This window comes from Legionella pneumophila subsp. pascullei, from assembly GCF_900637585.1.
Classification (GTDB): Bacteria; Pseudomonadota; Gammaproteobacteria; order Legionellales; family Legionellaceae; genus Legionella; species Legionella pascullei.
This window is the reverse complement of sequence record NZ_LR134380.1, coordinates 207,830-225,914: the sequence shown is the minus strand read 5'-3', so window position 1 is coordinate 225,914 and position 18,085 is coordinate 207,830. Positions and strand designations below refer to the sequence as shown.

Below are 18,085 nucleotides of genomic sequence, written 5' to 3'. Positions count from 1 at the left end.
AAGTGCATAGAACACTTCTCACTATTGAAAAATATTTCAATGGTAGTTCAGCAATAGAAACTCTAAAATGTCTGGATAACTAATTTCGACTCCATGCTTCGAATTTTTTCGTAATCCAATAAAATGGACTCCCTCTCTCCAGCCAACCCAATAATTCCAATACTCGTTAGATAATCCACTGTTTGTGGAACAAGATCACCATTTTTAAACCAAATGTGCTTGTTAAGAAATGTCGGTAATTTAGAAATGTCAGCGAAGGCTTCCGCATTTGATATTTTGCCTTTAGCGGGTGATTTCAAAAAAACTGGCACAACCGTTTTTTTAAATACGTATTCCTTTGTTGAGACATCCCCATCAACATAAATCTCTACTAATTTATCGGCTTGACTACTACTAGTCGCTTCTCGAGCAAAGCCAACCACTGGACCACCGCACATTCTAGCGCCTGTTTCTATGAGGCGAGGCCCGTCCTTAGTGAGCATGATTTCATTGTGAGCAGCTCCCCAGCGAATTCCCAAGGCATCTAATGCTTTTTGCGTATACTTAAATAATTCACCATACATTTCGTCACTATAAGGTACAAATTCGACATAATCGTAAACCGTTTTGCGATTATTAAAGGATGTTTTATTGTATTGGATTAAATGCGCTAAATAGTGTTTTCCATTGACACTCACCGTACCTACAGCAAATTCTGTTCCTATTGCCTGCTCTTGCACAACAACGGTTTCATTATTTTTCCCGGTAATTTTAGATGGCTCAGATAAAACCTGGCTGAACGCTTTTTTCCACTCCCCTCTGGCTGGAATGTGAAAGACCTTATCACTGCCGGCTGATACCGGGGGTTTAATTATAAGTGGAGAATCAATTAATCCGTTTGTCCTAATCCAGGCTTCCGCTTCATTTTCGGATGCCGTATTGAGCGTCTTGAGGGCAGGAACTCCTGCTTTCTGCAAAGCTTCTTGCATCAGAGCCTTGTGTAATCTATTCTGTGATTTTTCAGGATCATTGACAAACTGTGGTGTTAGAGCGATGGCTAAAACTTCTGCGAGAGGAACGCCCTCCTCGGTGCCGGGAATAATAGCAAGAGGGTCGTATTTTCGAAGCACCTCCACAAGATTTGGTTGGTCTGGAATAATCTCGACAAAGTCGGAGATTTGCATTTTTGCTCCAAACCCAATCCAATCCTGATTTTTAAGAGTGATTGCAATAGCAGGTATCCCCCGAGCCTTAAAGGCAGGAGCCAATTCTATTCCTGATGATAATGGGTCGACGAGGACAACGGGTCTGTTCATGTATTATTTACCTTATTTGAATTGTTAATTATTAGCTGACCTATCAATACGAAGAGTAGTAACGTTGCGGCAGGAAGAGGAAGGTAGATTTCCCTGAATCCGTAAGAAATGATTAAGCCACCAAGCAGCGTTCCCAAAGCCGATCCCAACCCTAAGGCTGAAGAATTGATAGCAGCCAGAATGGTTCCCTGATTTTCATGTAATTCATATAAAATGTGCTGCTGAGGAGTCGCTATAGCCCACCCGAATGCACCCCACATAAAAAAAGGGATTAATCCCAGGTAAGGCAAGCTCCTGGTGAATGGTATAGCAATTAGCGCGAGCATAAGACCTGCTAAAATTAAGGCCATAATAAGCCGTGGCTTACCTGTTCTATCGATAATAACCCCAATCAGTGAGCTTCCCAAGAATCCTCCCACTCCCCAACTCAATAAGGTCATGCTGAGTGAATTAGGGGATCCTGATTGAATCAAAGTGACATACGAATAGAGTCCCAAACTGGCTACAGCGGTAACACAAGTGACTCCAATCACCGAGAGCGTTTTTCGATCGAGTATAAGGTGCAGTCTGAGTCCAAATGACGGAGACTTGGGTAGTCTTATATCAGTGTTTTGCAATGAAAAACCAATCAATGCAAGCAAACTTAAAATAATAAGACTGGCAATCGATAGCTGCCAATTAAACGTTGAAGACAGGTAGAGTCCAGCAGGGACACCAAATACTACACCTGCACTGTTAGCACTCCAGACAAAACTTAAAACACGCCCCTTGGCAGATGGGCTGACAAAATAAACTGCAATGCTGATACATAAGGGAGTAAAGATCCCAGTGCCTGCTCCTGCAAGAGACCTTCCAATTAAAAACAGTACGATATTTTCAGAAAGTAGTGTTATTAAATTGCCAAATAGTAACAGAGCCAGTGCGAGCTGAATAATGCGTTTTACCGGCTTATTAGCAAAGAGGATAGAAAAAAATGGTGCCGAAAGCAGATAAGTCAAACTGAATAGACTCACGCCTTGCCCGACTACTGCAACAGGTTGTCCAATCGTTTGGCCTATTTGTGGAAGAAGACCGGCAATCAGAAATGTGTTGCAGCCTACTGTAAACATTCCTATTGCCAAGAAAATCAGATTTTTCAGCATAACCATCCCATCTCAAATAAGGACTCCATTTTATCTAGTGGTGCGCAAGAGTGAATGTAGGAATCAGGCCTTACTAAAATGGCCTGATTTTTATACTTTGTGTTATTTGTCCAAAAATTTTCCTGGTATTGGTTTGGATATATTTGAATGACTTTTATAAACTCTGGAGGCTGTAGCTCGACTTCACAATCACCAAAGATAAGCAAGGTGAATTTCATATAATCCAGAAGAGAATAAAGTCGTGTTTTGACAATGCCGTTACAAATTTCAAAATCAAAGAGCCGAGAGCCACGAAAACCTGATTCTCCATAACGAATCCCCATCCCGGTGATATTTCCCGCACGTCTTTGTACAATCTTTACATAGTCTTGGGCGTGAGTTCCATTAGGCGAATACTTGGTCGAACGCACAAGCTCACCCGAAGTCTCTATCACACCGCAAGCTACTGGCTTGCGCTCTTCTTCATAACTTTGCAAAAGTTCTTTAGGGACTCCGCAATGCATGACCATGTGTAACTTCCACATGAGATTAAAAGCGTCTGCAAGACCGGTGTTGAGGCCCTGTCCACCGTTTACCGAATGAATATGACATGCGTCACCGGCAAGAAAAATACGATCCTGAATGAAAAAATGCTCTGCTACAGATTCTTTGACCGAAAATTGTGAAAACCAGACAATGTCCTTAAAATTTAAGGAATGAGGCCGCATGGCATGGTTAATTTTGCTAATTGCTTCCTGCAAGGTAAAATCTTTGGTATCCATTCTTACGTAAAACCTGTCGATTTCCCCTTCCCTTGGAATCCAGGCCACATCTGAGGTTTGTGCCTGAAATACGATGATTTCAGGAACTTTTGGAAAATCGGTATCAATCATGCCATCGATTACGGCCCATATAATTTGTGGCCGTATGATCTCAAAAGGTATAGCAAAGTGATTGCGAACAAAGGAACGAGCCCCATCGGCTCCGATGACGTAGCGTGACTGAATACGCTCTCCATTGGCAAGAGTCGTAAGACATCCTGCTTCATTAATCTCAATGTTGACAATCGCTGTTGAACGTTTTACTGCTGCTGCAGTCTCTCTCAGTTTCTTATCCAACAGTTTTTCTACGTAGGATTGACCAAGCATAAGGAAATGTTTATGCAAACAACCTTCTAATTCCTCCCACCATGACGATTGTCGGGAAATAAATTGTCCGTCTGCCCATACAGAACTGGTGTTGCAGGTCTTTCCTAAAGGATACAGTTCATCAAATAAATCGACTAATTCAAGAAGTTGCAAAGTGCGCGCGTTAAGGGCATCCGCTCTACCGACCTCTAAAGGGCCATCAGACTTATCGACAATTACAGTATGGATACCACAAAGTTGTCCCAGATAGGCACACATAAGGCCTACTGGACCCGCGCCAGCAATCACAATGTCTGCAACTTGTGCGCTCATTCATAAGACTCCAGACCAGGGTTATCAAAAGGCGGATTACTCAAAACATGAACGCGTTGGATATGACGAGGCGACTTGGAAACAAATCCTTCTCTACCATGTAATAGCGAGAAATTATCTGCAATGACGATATCTCCTGTTTGCCATTCGTGGGCATAGAAATTATCCGGGGAGTAAAGCGCTTTTTTTAAACTTCGGTGGAAAAAATCCAACTCTTCCTGGTCAATACCAGTAAATTCAATATTGGGTGGGTTTACAAAATGCCCTCTCTCCTCAGAGGGGGGTTCATTGTAGCGAATGACTGCAAAATCCTTTTGAGGGTGCCTCGTAATAATTGGCGATACCGTCTTGCTGCTATAAAATTCCATTTTTCTTTGATAGGTCCCAGTTACCTTATTCCATAATTCCTTGACTTCGGAAGTGGCGAACTGTAACGCTAAAATTGTGTTTGAAAAAGTAGTCCTTCCTCCTTGTCCAGGCAAAGGCGCCTGGACACAATGAAAAATCTGATATTCAGGCACGTGAGGTCGATACATACCATCCCAATGCAGGGGCATGTAACTATGATCAAAAATGTGATCTTCCGGGTCTTCTTGCTCAATTAACTCAAGTACCTTGCCAAATGGCCAAAGGCTAACTTCTCCCCATAATTCGCAATAATTAGAAAAATCCTCGGTATTTTGAAATGCGTCAAAGCCTCTTAATACAACGAGTTGATTCTTTGCAAATAAATGGCGCAAATTCTCTATATCGACATCAGTCACTTTTATCTGTTCGTTCATAGGCTCCAGGAGCACACCAAATGGTTTTATAGGAGTCACTTGATAATTCATATCACACCTCTGCCATTAATTGATAATGACTGTGCCGACCATCAGAGGCGCAAACTAATTTTGCGCCTAAAGCCTCCGCTTCCGAGCGTTTCAGCAAGACATACCCTTTCCTGCTTTCAACAGCAACACCATGCCAAGGGGTCATCCAGCTTTCATTTCCTATTAACCGAATCCCTAATTTTTTTGATCCACAAGTTTGGGGATGAATGGACAGTCGAACCGCCTCGGGAAAACGTTCGGCAATGAGCGCACTCCAGGCATTACTTCTTCTTATAACCTCATAGGCTTTAGAACGAGATTCTTTTTGGATAGCAGTACGACTTTTGCTTTGCCCTGCATGCATGGCATCTTCAAATAAAAAACGAGTGATTCCGCTATACATACGATTGGCTTCTTGCTCATCGGGACTTGCTGAGGGTTTTGCGCCATTACGAATCTTTTGTTTAAGAAAGTCCAGGGACTGTCCATATCTTTTCATGAGTTCGTCTCGCATTTGTACAAAATGAAGATCTTTATAAAAATAATCAAGATTAAAAATGGACAGGTCTGCCAGGGACATTTCTTTTATAAGTCTATCCAGCTCAAGCTGGTAGGCTGTGACATCACTTTCATTCATTCCAACCACATCACTAAAAACCCGTCCATCGGAACACAGAATCATTTTAATTCCCGGTGTATAAAATGTTTTTATTCGCTGACAAAGTGTTCCCAAAAAATTAAGAGAAAGGCGTTCCGCATGATCTGGCAGGGGACCCAGAACTTTTTCAGGGTTGGGGGATTTTCCCGGGAAGGCCGGCAATATAAAAGTAACCGGTTCATTCTTTTTAACCGCCAAGATGATTTTTGGCAAATGGGGTGAAGCGCACTTTGGACACCCCGCACCACATAAACTGGTGGTCTCCGGGACACGACGAAAAATCATTACTTCAGCTAGTATTCTTTTGGCTATTCCCATAGCTGAGTCACTCTCTAATGACTTTTTAAGTACATAATCTTTAGGGTAATGATTCTCTGTAATTAAAAACGCTGTATTTTTCATTTTCCTTCCCTCCTGAAAAAGAGAGTACAGTTCCTCGACAGATAATTAAAATGATTTATTTTAATTGTTGTGATAAATTTTATTTATACCTAAAGTTAAGTTGATGATTTATGTCTTTATTATTGGATGATATAAAGTATTTCATAGCGGCCAGCGATACCCTCAATATGACAAGAGCTTCTGAAATTATTGGGATATCTCAACCCGCGCTTAGTTATTCTATAAAGAGATTGGAGAACAAACTTGGCGGACTGCTATTTATCAGGCTTAAAAATGGAATCCAGCTAACGAAACTTGGAGAAGAGTTTAAGAGGCGCTCTCATCGCCTGTTATATGAATGGGAGCAGGTGCAAAACATAGCGAATCCTGAATCAGGTTTTGTTCAGGGAAACTATACCATTGCCCTTCACCCTTCCGTCGCGCTTTACACTCTCCAGTACTTTATGCCAAAACTGCAAGTGAACTATCCTGGGCTTGGCGTTAATTTTATTCATGGTCATTCAAGAGAGATGACTGAAAAAGTGATAAGTTGGGAAGCAGATTTTGGTATTGTTGTGAACCCTATACAACACCCTGATCTTGTTATAATAAAGCTCTCTACTGATGAAGTAACAGTCTTTTATGCCAATGATGCACAAAATAAACTGATTTATGACAGAAAGCTTGCCCAATCGCAGTATATCCTTAAAAAAATAGGCAAAAAAGTAACTTTCAATGGTGTGATTAATTCTACCAGTCTTGAAGTTGTAGCCAAACTCACAGCCTTAGGCCTTGGGTATGGCATTCTACCTACCAGGGTCACCTATCCCTACAAACATCTGAAAAAATTAAACAATGCGCCTGTGTTTAGAGATGAGATTTGTCTTGTCTACCGACCAGAGAAACATAACAATCCTGTCAGTAAAAAAATTATTCAAATTATCAGATCATCCATAAGCAATGATAAGGATAAGGAAAACTATTTTGATTGAATTCAGCGACCGCACATTGTCATTATTCGGTGTTTATTATACTTACAACTTTATTTAGATCCCCCACTCACCCGAATATCACTAGCAACTAAACAAACAGAGTGTTATTCTTAGCAATAGTAAAAGAGCAATAAGTCTCACTGCTATTAAGTCAAGAATTAACTTCTTTTTGCCTGATGCAAGCATCTTGCTAACGAAGCTATTATTCTTTTAGCGGCATTTTGAAAGAGGACTAATGGATTAGCCATGTATGTTTTTCGCCGTTTTTCGAAGCATATTATTACTTTTATCCATTCGCTTGAGCTCGCTTTTCGATTTTTAGGTCATTTGGTTCATAGTACTCTCAAGGTTATTTTTGGCAAACTGTCCGTAGTCTGGCCTAACACACTAGAAATTATTTACTATTCTGGAGCACGTCTTGTTATTCTATTGAGTTTTATTGGTATATTATTAGGCATTACTGTTTCACAAACGGTTTATGTTCTCTTAAATCCCTTTCACCTGCATCAAAGAGTCCTTCCCATTGTGCAAAATATTTTAACCCATGAAATATTACCTGTACTTATTGGCTTCATTTTATGTATCCAGGCCGCCTTGCATCTGATTAACACCCGTTTGGAGCATTACCAAGAGAACCCAGAGGCAATCATCCTTGCTCAAGTATTACCAATCATTATAGGTATGATCATTACTTCCTTACTACTGTATGTTTATCTTGTATCCTCTATTTTTTTTAGTTTTTATCTTACTTTTCATTTTATGTTAGGGTTTACAAACAATGAATTTTTATCCTATATCGTCAACTCGACAACCTTATTTGATCTGATATACTCGGTCTTTAAGACATTCATTTTATGTATAATAGTCGGATTGACTTCTGGTTATTATTATTATGAAGCATCTATTAGACATATTTATTTGAGAAAAGCAGTTTCTCGAATTTTAACGCGTGGCTCATTCTGGCTGATCATTGCTAGTATGTATATTACTCTTACGTTTTAGGGACGACGTGCATAACGAACGATTCTATACATTAGTCGGTATTTTTATAGTAGGCGCCCTATGTTTAATGATTCTAGGTGGTACTTTTTTTTACATAGAATACAAACGCGCGCAAAAACAAACTTTTGTCATGTTTTTCAAAGGCTCTTTAAAAGGGCTAGTAACCACTGCCCCAGTAACCTATCGAGGCGTGAAGATTGGTGAAGTCAAAACCATAGAAATCACTGAAAACAAAGGGCACAATAAAGTGCTTATTCCTGTGTACGTCCAGTTTTTTGTCGAGAGGACCTATGGTTTTAGCCACGACCCTATTCACCTGCTTATTAATAATGGGTATGTAGCAAATATCACCAAACCTAACCTGTTAACCGGCATTGCTGAAATTGAGTTGATTAAGCCAACCCCCACTGCAATATTCACACAAACATACTACCATTCTTATCCTATTTTCCCGACTCACAATGCGGTTGAAAAATTTACATCTATGGAGGAAGCGTTTGAGGCCGCGAAAAAGGCTTTTGAAGACGTCAGTGAATTAGTTCGTTCCAAAGAAATCCAAGATACTTTAGAAGCTATACAAAAAGTTTCTGAAAATTTAGGGCAACTAGCCTCTAGCTTAAACCAAGATGTGCCCAGTGTTGTTGCGTATTTAAATCAAAGCTTAAAACAAATTACCAGTGCAGCTTACTCCACTCAAAATTTGACGGATTATTTGTCTCGATATCCTGAGTCTTTACTCCGAGGCAAGCGATGAAAAACAATAGACATTTTTTAAAATTCTATTGCATCAGAGATCTGCGTTGGTGTAGTGTTCGAGCCTCCTTTGGGGGCATCACATCCTCCTCTATTTCTAGCTATGTTGAACTTCGCAAAAAACCTGTGAAGTTCCTCTTATTATTGCTCATTGTCTTAACCCTCTGCGATTGCGGCCGAAGCAAAGAAACTCAATTTTATTTATTAACACCTATTCCCCCTCAAAAAGACAGTCGGCATTCCTATAATCATTTACAGATTGGTGTTGATGAAGTTAGCACCCCTGATTATATGAAAAAACCTCAATTAATGATTCACCAGACGCCTCATCATGTAACTCTTGAAGAGTTTAACCAATGGGCTGGGGCCTTGGATAAAAATATTACTCTTGTATTAACTACTAATCTTTCAACTCTAATGCCAGGAGTAGTCGTTCAGGCGTCACCTTGGAACAATAAATTCGATCCAGATTATCATCTTCAAGTAATGATTTCACAATTTGAAACTGATATTCATGGTAACAGTATTTTAAGAGCCGAATACCTTATTTATCGAAAAGAAGAGCTGATCCACAAAGGAAATGCTTATTACCATATTAAAGTCCCCTTAATCAGTATTGAAGCGCTTGTGCAGAGTATGAATACGAACCTTAATCATTTAACTGAAGAAATTGCACGTTTTTTTATAAAAAACACGACTAAGTAATATACTCATCGTGTCTTCAAATTTGAGGCGAACTCAGTTGTTACCTGCCTGAATCCACTGTTTGTGCTAGATTTGTTGATCATAAATTTCTCTGCAATTCGAATTCCCTCATTCTTCCATTCCGTTGAGTTTTTGCGACTCTGGGAGAGTACTCAATGTCAAGCGATAGTAGAGATGATGGCGGGAAGAAGTACAGCAAAAGGCATAGAGTACTTATTAAAATTTTCTCTGTAATCCTTTTGTTTGCTGCATTAACCTCTCTCGCCGATTATCTGGTGGATTATTTTATTGAAAGTGACACAAAAGTTGAAAACAGCATGCACATCGCCGCACTTTTCAATTTCAGTATTTTAATAGATTAGCCATTGATAAACGTTAAGAAGGGGATGGAATATAATCAACTGCTTCATCCAAAACGGCTAATCTCGGAGAAATACTATCGGTGAGTTTTTTAATTATCACTATATTTTCGATACCGTCTTTCTGCCTTTCCCATTGTCCGTCAATAAAACCATAGCTTTTCAAAGTATCATCATCGATTTTGCCGTAGGATCTTGCTTCGTATAATATTCCTGGTTTTGTCGATTTGGTAAATCTCTTATCTGTATCCACACTCTTTAGAGAAAAAAATGAGGTATTGATAATACTTGTTTGGGTTGGTTTTTCTGACTTGGTTTCTTGGCCTAAGTATCTTGTGGAGGTTGAAACCGGTTCATAATAACCTGCTGCATCGTTACTGCAGGTAAATCCAGCTTTTTCTAAAACGTCTTTTGCTGAAATACCATATTTTGTTTCATACTCTGTAACATCCACGCTATCAAATTGAAATACAAGATTAACGGTCAAATATCCAATTTCCCTCATTCTTCCATTGCGATGAATTCTTGCCATTCTGAGATCATTCTCAATGTCATAATTAGTAAGAGGAGACCATAAGCCAGGCATATCAGCCGTCATTTGAATGCCATATCTCTTTGTTTTTATTCCTTCTTCAGTCTTTTCAGCGGCGTCAAATAAGGCACGACAGACTGCTACTTCATTAAATCTTAAATTTTTTATGTAAAGTGTTGTCATTAGATAACCCAATTTATTGTAAATCAGGCATTTTATCCATTTTTGCTCAAAATAAAAGCGATTTTTCCTCATCCAGGTTTATTTAGAGAAGCTAATCTACCCAATTTATCTATAGGTGTCTTATGTGATGGTCAAAATCCTGTTGTGAAAATCTAAGCAAGCGTAATTAGAGTCATTTAAATTTTAAGTGACAAATTCTCTACGACAGACTCTCTACGTACCGCTGCTTATCAGCGGTATCCATAAAGCGGTCTTGATACCTCGGACCAGACCTGAATCTTCTACACATCTCTGAAAACCCATTACTGTACTGATCTTCAACGTTCTGTGACTTGTCCACGGGGCGTCGGTAGGGCTGTGATCAAGAGACAGGGACAAACCGAGGTACGCGGGCAGTCTGACAAATCATTTAAAAATCAAATAACTCTATCTGATCACCCATCGCTTTATGACAGCCACATATAACTATTTTATATAGTTCATATACAAATAAATCATTTTTGACAAAAACCAATATTGCCTAAAATAAATTTTAATTTTTTTCAGAAAGTAAATTATTTAGGCTATAAACCATGAAAGCAAAATATGACTCCACCGAGATTGGACTCCAAAATTTACCTCCGGAAATTAAGTTAATACTTCTTAAGTTTCTTGACGCCAGATCAAAACTTGCTCTTTCACAAACCAATTGTGGTTGGCGTGATTTAATTCTACACCTGACAGATACTGAAGAAATAACGAATACATTACTTCGTCTTGATAAAATAAAACATCGTCAAGAGATAGCCCAGATTATGTCGGCAAGAATTGCAGCAAGTTCTCTAGCTAAGTTATTCGAGGAATTGCTATCTATCAGTATCCCTTCGGCGTATGTATTTTTAATTTTCATAACCAAAAAACCTGTGGCATTTATTGAAATTTTAGCTGTAATCCTTATGTTTGCTGCATTAACCTCCCTCGCCCATGATCTGGTGGATTATTTTATTGAAAGTGACACAAAAGCCGAGAAACAATATGCACATCGCCGTGCTTTTCAATTTTTTGCCGAACCCAGTCAAAACACTGCTCAACAAAACTCGAAGGAAGAAGAAGAGAATTTAAGTGCTTATTCAAAGGACTGCCCTATGTGAACAAAGGAAAATTATTTTGCTAAAATTCAGCTATTATAATGATTTAAAGGCATTTTTTTATGGATAATAAAGAAACTTCATGATTAGCAAAGAGAAATGGGAGATATTGACAGAGAAGATGAGCAATCTTCATATCTATGAAACAGATCTCACCGAAAAATTTATACTAGGCAGTGGTAAGGGTGGGCAAAAACTACATAAAACAGCATCAACAGTCTACTTGAAACATCTGCCTACCGGCATGGAAATAAAATGTCAGGAATCCAGGAGTCGTGAAGACAACCGCTATTTTGCAAGACAACGACTTTGCGAGAAATTACAGGCAATATTTAGCGATGAAAAAACAAAAACACAACAAAGAATTGAAAAGATAAAACGCCAGAAGAGGCGACGTTCAAGAAGATCCAAACAAAAAATGTTGGATGAAAAATCAAGGCAGAGCCAACTCAAGACATTAAGAAAAAACCCTCAATCCCATGATATTGAATAATAAGCGCATTAAGCACTTATCATTTTAATTACATCAAAATACTAGTTCCTTTGAGCGGATAATTGGTGATTTTAAAACAGTTAGCATTTTTCCAGGCTTCTACCCCATTTGGGGTAAGAGATAAAACATTAACTTGTGAGCGATGCATCCAAAATTAGAACTCTGGAAATCAGGATACGATCATTGAAATGATCTTATTTTTTATATTATCAGGTTCTAATCTTCGAAAAGGAGATAAGAGATGTTTTTGCAATGCTTTGAATTTGCTTTACTATTTAAAGGAATCAATAAATTAAGGTCAGTTTCAATATGGCAGGAACAAGTTTATTAACACTGATTGATGATATTGCAACGGCACTGGATGACATAGCTGCCATGACTAAAGTAGCAACTAAAAAAACAGCAGGTGTATTGGGTGACGACTTGGCACTCAACGCCGAGCAAATAATAGGCATTCATGCGAGCAGAGAATTGCCTGTCATAGGAGCAGTGGCCAAGGGCTCTGCTATTAATAAATTAATATTAATTCCATTAGCGATTTTAATAAATTTTTTCGCTTCTGTACTGGTAGGTATCCTATTGATTTTGGGTGGATTGTATTTGTGTTTTGAAGGTTTTGAAAAAATTGTAGAAAAAATTTTCCATAAAAAAAATGAGGCTGCAAAAAAGAAACTGGATTTACAAACCATCGATATGCACCAATTTGAAAAAGAAAAAATTCGTGGTGCTGTACGGACGGATTTTGTATTATCAGCTGAAATTATTGTCATCACATTAGGCACGGTTGCTGCTACATCCTTGGTTAACCAAATAGCGGTATTGACTTTGATTTCATTAATTATGACCATTGGTGTTTATGGTTTGGTGGCGTGCATTGTGAAATTGGATGATCTGGGCTTCATTTTACGTGAAAAAAAGCGCCTGCTTAAACAAATTGGAATTCTTTTGATTGGCGCAGCGCCAGTACTTATGAAAATTTTAAGCGTGGCCGGAACAATTGCCATGTTTTTAGTAGGCGGGGGTATTATTACTCATCAAATAGCTGCCATTCATCATTACACAGAAAACCTGTCGTCAATTATGTCTATAGGAGTAGATTTCTTTACAGGGATTATTTCAGGTGCCATTTCGGCCGCCGCATATTTTATATTCAACAAAATGAAATCAAAATTTTAGATAATTAATAAAAAGCAAGCACCGTGAACTCTGAAATCCATTGTCAAATCAAAGTGATTTTGCATTCCAAGGCTCAAATGACTATAGTTAAACCTAAAACAAATTTTCTTCAAAAGATTTTTTTTAACGATTTATTTGACTTTGAACACCACACTACCAATAGGAGATAAGCAGGATGCTAACTATTAAACATTACCTTAAACCCATGATTTTATTTTCAGGATTATTGGTCACCCCTATTGTCATGGCTGAAGTAACAAAACCTGAGGAAACTTCTACTGTAAAATTAAGTACTATTCTTCAACAGTTGTCTGACCAAGGGTATAAAAACATTCATGATGCTGAAATTGACGATGGTATTTTGACCGTTGAGGGCAGCAATGAGCAAGGGGTTAAGTTTGAAATTCACCTTGATCCAGCTACTGGCAAGATCTTAAAAAAACAAGAACATCCACAGCCGAAATATTCAATCATAGATATTACCAAAAAAATTGAAGATGATGGTAAATTCAAAATCATTGAAATTGAGTTTGATGAGGGTATTTATAAAATAAAAGGTGAAACAGCTAGCCATGAAAAAAAAGAGCTACATATCGACCCCAATACTGGGGAAGCGAAAACAAATGATTAATTCTGCATTTTAGGAAGTGTAGGTCCAGCCTTGCTCCGAGATAAAGGGGCAAGGCTTCACTTTTACTTAGTACGCTCAATGATTCTCCCTTAAGGAAAAAGGAGAAATCTGCCCCTACTCGGCCCTTTTATCCTCTGATGAAGGAGCTAAATAACGGCTAGCCCAGGCGGCAATAACCTCTGCGGCGTATTGTGAGTCTCTTTTGTTACTTAACAAATGGTCAGCCTTATCAAGACTGATAAAGCTTTTTGGATGTTGGGCGGCTTTATAGATTTTTTCGGCTTCTTTAATGGATACCACTTTATCTATGGGAGAGTGCATAATGAGTAAGGCTTTACCAGCGTCGCTTTTAATCGTTTCCTGGTATCTGTCAATATCTTGTAGAAATTGTTTTTTAATAGTGAATGAGCGTGGACCCAGGGTAACTTGAGCTTCGCCATCAGATTCTATTTTACTTAAATCAGCAGAAAAATGGTGTTTCACATGATGAGCGCTGGCAGGCGCGCCAATAGTGGCTATTGCTTTTACTTCAGTAATTTTCCTGGCCGCAAGCAGCACAGCCGCGCCGCCAAGACTATGGCCTATCAGCAGAACAGGAGCTTGATAATGTGTCCTTAAATAATCAGCAGCAGCAACTAAATCTTCAACATTTGAAGAAAAATTTGTTTCCGAAAAGGAACCTTCGCTGCGCCCCAAGCCTGTAAAATCAAACCGTAATACCGCAAATCCATTTAAGACTAAAGCACTGGCAATTCTGCTTGCAGCAGCTATATCTTTACCACAGGTAAAACAATGGGCAAATAATACATAACCAAGGCATTGACCTGTTGGTTCTTCCAGTTTTCCTTCCAGTTTCAAGTTATTACTGAAAAAATAAATGGTCTTGGACATTATGCTTTCCTTGTTTATCTTGATTGAGATGCTAACAAAAAACTTGCAAATCTGTTTATAAATCCTTTTTCTTGCCCTGAAATTAATTTGATTAACTACTTATCCAGAGTTTGGATATTCTGATAGTATTCACATACTAACAAATATAGCCATATTTAACCCAACTTCCCAATTTATTTCGAATATTTATTAACCTTTTTAGCAAGCAATGATATAAGACTCATACTTCCGTCTACCCAAGCTACCAGATGCGACAATATGGTAAAGTTACCCAACCTTATCGGAAGGAGGGTTCAATGAAGAATATTACGGAATCAAGAGTCTTAGGGCTTTCCCGTTTTCTTATACTCCCCTTATTTTCGCTAAGGAAAAGAGAAAAACCTGCCCTCTATTTGTTTACATCAAGTTTATTGATGAGAGATCTGAGCTGGAATGCAATGGTAAAAAAATTTTTAAACTGATTTAAAATAAATCAATTGGTGAGTTAGTGATAAGTACACAAAAGATAAAGAAAGCATTATTAAAACATTCAAAAACCCGCAAAAAGAAAGGGTCCGAAATTAATCATGACCAATCCTATTATATTGGAAAAATCGCTCAATATAATATTGATGGGCTCATTGAGTGCACAGACATTTTTATAAAACTTATTGACGATTGTATTTCCTCCCTTGACCTAGATGACAGCAGTAAGTTTGGTTACTTACTTGTCCAATTAATAAGAGATACTCAACATAATGGAAATAAAAACTTTATTCTTTCACTTACTGCCTTGCTGAACAAACATCTTGCTCAAACTGCCAATGAAAACTTGATTCTGCTATTATCCGGATTTTTTTCAGTCTATGAAATTCATCAAGTTCATTTATCTGAACCAGTTAAAATTAAGTTAAAGTTAACAAATTTCCTGGATCATTATTTAAATACTCAAGTTTTTGGTGCTTCTGACCAGCAGACTCGCTCAAAAACTGACAAATTTCAAGGCATTCCAGGTCATCAGCAACAATTATTAATTAAGCTGGCAACAAAAGGTTTGTTAACTAATTTACCGCAAGATTTTATCAAATCACTCTACTCTAAAATGAGTGATGAAAATGCTAGTTTACTTGCTTCTTTCCCTAAATTATTACCATCGAAATCTATGAAGGCAGTCATTGAGAAAATAATCTCATTGACTAAAAGTAAAAGACGAGACTCCATCTATCAAGCCTGCATATTGATCAAGGCTTACTTTCCATTTATGGAGGAAAAGAATCAAAAACTAGTTATTCAATATTTGAAAAAAATTGTCAGTCGAAAGAACAGCCTGCCTTCCAGTGAAGATAATACTTATGACAACATGGCCTTGAAAGTTCTTGATAAGATATTGGTCCATATCAATCAAAGTCATTATGGCGATATTATTTCAATGCTTTCTGAGCCTTTAAACAGGCAACTGTATTTTTATAGGATTGGCACAAATCAAAAAATATTCTACCCAGCAAGAATTCTGTTAAAACTACGCAATCTTTGCCCTACCAATGACGCAGTTAAGATTTCATTATTAATAAAAAATTTTATAATCAATTACAATGATAGTGCACTAATACTACTTACTTCTGAATGGAAGCGCCTCACTGCCAAAGAACAAAAAAAATTAGCCGAATTGATCATCAGTAAATTAAGAAATGATAATCAAGAAAGCACCATAACAGCATTAAAAATGTTGGCCAATATTGATGATCTATCCAATATTGAAAACCAACAAGAGGAATTATTAACGTGTCTTTCTTTGTGTATTTCAAGTCCAGACAAGGAAGAAAATTCGGCGGCGCTTTCTGCTCTCTCAAATTTAACTTCACTCATTCCAAAACACTGGAAATTTAAATTCCTTAATCAAACTATTGGGTTATATAATGCAAATAGGCGTTATGTTGCCTATATCTATAAAAACAACCACCCAACGTATACAAATACATATAACTTATTCAGAGAAATTGATAAGGAGAAAGCGACTCGCGCACCAACCGTGGATAATTTTGGATTCGAGTTATTTATAATGGCAAAGTTAAGCCTTTCTTTTCCGGAAAGAGCTGCGAGTTTAGTTGGTCATTTAATGTCAGTCTTTGATTTATTTGAAGAGACAACCTTAGACTTGATTGGCTTTCGTAGTAATCTCCAATATTGGATAATGAAATCAGTTGTACTATTAGGTGAATATATTCCTAAAAAAGAATATAGGACTTTTGCAAAGGATTTCATTAAAGAAGTCAAATTAAGTAGTAATCAAAATAAAATTTTTATCTTGGCGGATTTAATAGAAACAATGCCCAAAAAATTAAAAATTACAACAGTCACTGAATTAGCACAAACTATGTTATTGAAAGATGAAAACACTCTAAAACTCATACTTCCCTATGTTGAAAACCTCCCCTTTAATTTTAAAATTTATATGCTAAATTATCTGACCCATTCAATGAGCAAGGCCCCAATCCTGGGAGAGCTTTTTTCTGCCCTGTGTGCCTCTTGTCGAAATGACATTATCAAACATGATCTTGAGCACGTTCGTGTTAATCAACATATCCTGCCAAATGAGCTTATTGACTATATCTTTCAATTTACGCATTGCTAAGCATTAAATTTATAATGAATACCAATTTCAGCTTGATTGCTATACACCTTGGTAAATTTTGTTGGCGCACCTGAAGCTGGAGTATTATTGGCTGCAATAGCATTATACTGACCTGAATTCCTCACTTCGCCAATTGAAATAAGATTATAATTGATATCTATTAACAAAGAGTCACTGAGGGCATAGAGACTTCCAATACCAACCTGCCAGGCAAATTTTGTGACTTTGTCAGCGAACTCTGTCTGAGCAGCCGCCGGCCAGTAAATGTTCGTTGTTTTGTTATAGGCAACCCCTGCACCAGCCATAATATAAGGGCTGAAATTCATAACGGAAAAATTAGGGTGAGATAAATAGGCATTGAGCATATAAGTGTAGTTATCAAAATGTCCTGTTGCTGTTTCAGGAGCATCATCGGTTACAGCAAAGTTAACATCTGGCCGTGCCTGCGCGGTTATCGCTGTCCGCAAATAATCATTAAAACGATAACCCAAACCAAGGCCATAACCCCATTGATCATCGATAGACGCTTCAAGTGCCGTAATATTTTGCGGTCCAAAAAAAGAAGCAGTATAAGCATGGTTATAATGAAACCAATTGTAGTCCAGCATCGCTTGCAGGTAAAAACCACTTTTTTGAATAGTACCCATCTCCCCAGCGAAGCAGCCCAGGCTTATTCCCAAACCTAATACAGCAATCTTTATTTTACCAATCATTTCTCTTCCCTTTCTTGAAACTACAAAATCAATTTGCGAGACTTTTTACCAAATTATGCCATTCCCATGCAGATGGGAATCCATGCTGGAATGATATAAGACTAGTCCACTAGATACCTGAATTGCAGAGATGACTCGGTTCGATAAATACACTTGAATTTGCCAAGCTATCCTGAAATTTAATATATTA

18 protein-coding genes are annotated in these 18,085 nt (G+C 38.0%); 10 read left to right on the top strand and 8 right to left on the bottom strand.

Features of this window, described 5'->3' with window-relative positions:
- Positions 1 to 62 precede the first annotated feature (62 nt).
- From EL201_RS01000 to EL201_RS00980, 5 genes are read right to left on the bottom strand one after another with little or no spacing between them, the layout of a single operon-like run.
- Entirely contained in the window at positions 63 to 1,295 is a 1,233-nt protein-coding gene (locus EL201_RS01000) for an ATP-grasp domain-containing protein (RefSeq protein ID WP_027223293.1), read from the bottom strand.
- Positions 1,292 to 2,437, bottom strand: coding sequence for an MFS transporter (locus EL201_RS00995; protein WP_027223292.1), 1,146 nt, complete (start codon positions 2,435 to 2,437; stop codon positions 1,292 to 1,294). The genes EL201_RS01000 and EL201_RS00995 overlap by 4 nt, the downstream gene beginning before the upstream one ends.
- Positions 2,431 to 3,876 (bottom strand): FAD-binding protein, encoded by a 1,446-nt coding sequence (locus EL201_RS00990; protein ID WP_027223291.1) that lies wholly within the window; start codon positions 3,874 to 3,876, stop codon positions 2,431 to 2,433. Before EL201_RS00990 ends, EL201_RS00995 begins: the two co-directional genes overlap by 7 nt.
- Entirely contained in the window at positions 3,873 to 4,709 is an 837-nt protein-coding gene (locus EL201_RS00985) for a TauD/TfdA dioxygenase family protein (RefSeq protein WP_027223290.1), read from the bottom strand. The genes EL201_RS00990 and EL201_RS00985 overlap by 4 nt, the downstream gene beginning before the upstream one ends.
- A gap of 1 nt (position 4,710) precedes the next feature.
- Positions 4,711 to 5,748: an L-tyrosine/L-tryptophan isonitrile synthase family protein gene (locus EL201_RS00980; RefSeq protein WP_027223289.1), complete on the bottom strand. Its 1,038-nt coding sequence runs from the start codon at positions 5,746 to 5,748 to the stop codon at positions 4,711 to 4,713.
- A 110-nt stretch (positions 5,749 to 5,858) separates the two neighbouring features.
- On the opposite strand from EL201_RS00980, the gene EL201_RS00975 reads away from it, so the two are divergent.
- From EL201_RS00975 to EL201_RS15605, 5 genes are all read left to right on the top strand, one after another.
- Positions 5,859 to 6,719: a LysR family transcriptional regulator gene (locus EL201_RS00975; RefSeq protein ID WP_027223288.1), complete on the top strand. Its 861-nt coding sequence runs from the start codon at positions 5,859 to 5,861 to the stop codon at positions 6,717 to 6,719.
- A 246-nt stretch (positions 6,720 to 6,965) separates the two neighbouring features.
- The gene (locus EL201_RS00970) at positions 6,966 to 7,721 is read left to right on the top strand and encodes an ABC transporter permease (protein WP_027223287.1); all 756 of its coding nucleotides are present in this window, start codon (positions 6,966 to 6,968) and stop codon (positions 7,719 to 7,721) included.
- 67 nt (positions 7,722 to 7,788) lie between these two features.
- Positions 7,789 to 8,475, top strand: a complete 687-nt coding sequence (locus tag EL201_RS00965) for an MlaD family protein (protein ID WP_027223286.1) — start codon at positions 7,789 to 7,791, stop codon at positions 8,473 to 8,475.
- The gene (locus EL201_RS00960) at positions 8,472 to 9,179 is read left to right on the top strand and encodes a PqiC family protein (protein ID WP_027223285.1); all 708 of its coding nucleotides are present in this window, start codon (positions 8,472 to 8,474) and stop codon (positions 9,177 to 9,179) included. The genes EL201_RS00965 and EL201_RS00960 overlap by 4 nt, the downstream gene beginning before the upstream one ends.
- Positions 9,180 to 9,334: 155 nt before the next feature.
- Entirely contained in the window at positions 9,335 to 9,541 is a 207-nt protein-coding gene (locus EL201_RS15605) for a hypothetical protein (RefSeq protein ID WP_027223284.1), read from the top strand.
- A 13-nt stretch (positions 9,542 to 9,554) separates the two neighbouring features.
- Here the strand turns inward: EL201_RS15605 and EL201_RS00955 are convergent, their stop codons facing one another.
- On the bottom strand, positions 9,555 to 10,280 hold the full coding sequence (locus EL201_RS00955) for a hypothetical protein (RefSeq protein WP_080273271.1): 726 nt from the start codon (positions 10,278 to 10,280) through the stop codon (positions 9,555 to 9,557).
- Between the two features lie 545 nt (positions 10,281 to 10,825).
- On the opposite strand from EL201_RS00955, the gene EL201_RS00950 reads away from it, so the two are divergent.
- The 4 genes from EL201_RS00950 (at position 10,826) to EL201_RS00935 (ending at position 13,680) form a co-directional block, all read left to right on the top strand.
- A complete protein-coding gene (locus tag EL201_RS00950; protein WP_027223282.1) occupies positions 10,826 to 11,383 on the top strand; it encodes an F-box protein in 558 nt (185 codons plus the stop codon).
- A 79-nt stretch (positions 11,384 to 11,462) separates the two neighbouring features.
- Positions 11,463 to 11,873 carry a peptide chain release factor family protein gene (locus EL201_RS00945; RefSeq protein ID WP_027223281.1) on the top strand — a complete coding sequence of 137 codons (411 nt, stop codon included), beginning with the start codon at positions 11,463 to 11,465 and terminating at the stop codon, positions 11,871 to 11,873.
- Between the two features lie 309 nt (positions 11,874 to 12,182).
- A complete protein-coding gene (locus EL201_RS00940; RefSeq protein WP_027223280.1) occupies positions 12,183 to 13,049 on the top strand; it encodes a DUF808 domain-containing protein in 867 nt (288 codons plus the stop codon).
- A gap of 175 nt (positions 13,050 to 13,224) precedes the next feature.
- On the top strand, positions 13,225 to 13,680 hold the full coding sequence (locus EL201_RS00935) for a PepSY domain-containing protein (protein ID WP_027223279.1): 456 nt from the start codon (positions 13,225 to 13,227) through the stop codon (positions 13,678 to 13,680).
- Between the two features lie 114 nt (positions 13,681 to 13,794).
- Here EL201_RS00935 and EL201_RS00930 read toward each other — a convergent pair whose 3' ends face one another.
- Complete coding sequence (locus EL201_RS00930) at positions 13,795 to 14,571, bottom strand: alpha/beta hydrolase family protein (RefSeq protein ID WP_027223278.1); 777 nt, start codon at positions 14,569 to 14,571, stop codon at positions 13,795 to 13,797.
- A gap of 487 nt (positions 14,572 to 15,058) precedes the next feature.
- On the opposite strand from EL201_RS00930, the gene EL201_RS00925 reads away from it, so the two are divergent.
- Positions 15,059 to 17,182 (top strand): hypothetical protein, encoded by a 2,124-nt coding sequence (locus tag EL201_RS00925; RefSeq protein WP_027223277.1) that lies wholly within the window; start codon positions 15,059 to 15,061, stop codon positions 17,180 to 17,182.
- Here the strand turns inward: EL201_RS00925 and EL201_RS00920 are convergent.
- Positions 17,179 to 17,895, bottom strand: coding sequence for an outer membrane protein (locus tag EL201_RS00920; RefSeq protein WP_027223276.1), 717 nt, complete (start codon positions 17,893 to 17,895; stop codon positions 17,179 to 17,181). The genes EL201_RS00925 and EL201_RS00920 overlap by 4 nt on opposite strands.
- Positions 17,896 to 18,085 lie beyond the last annotated feature (190 nt).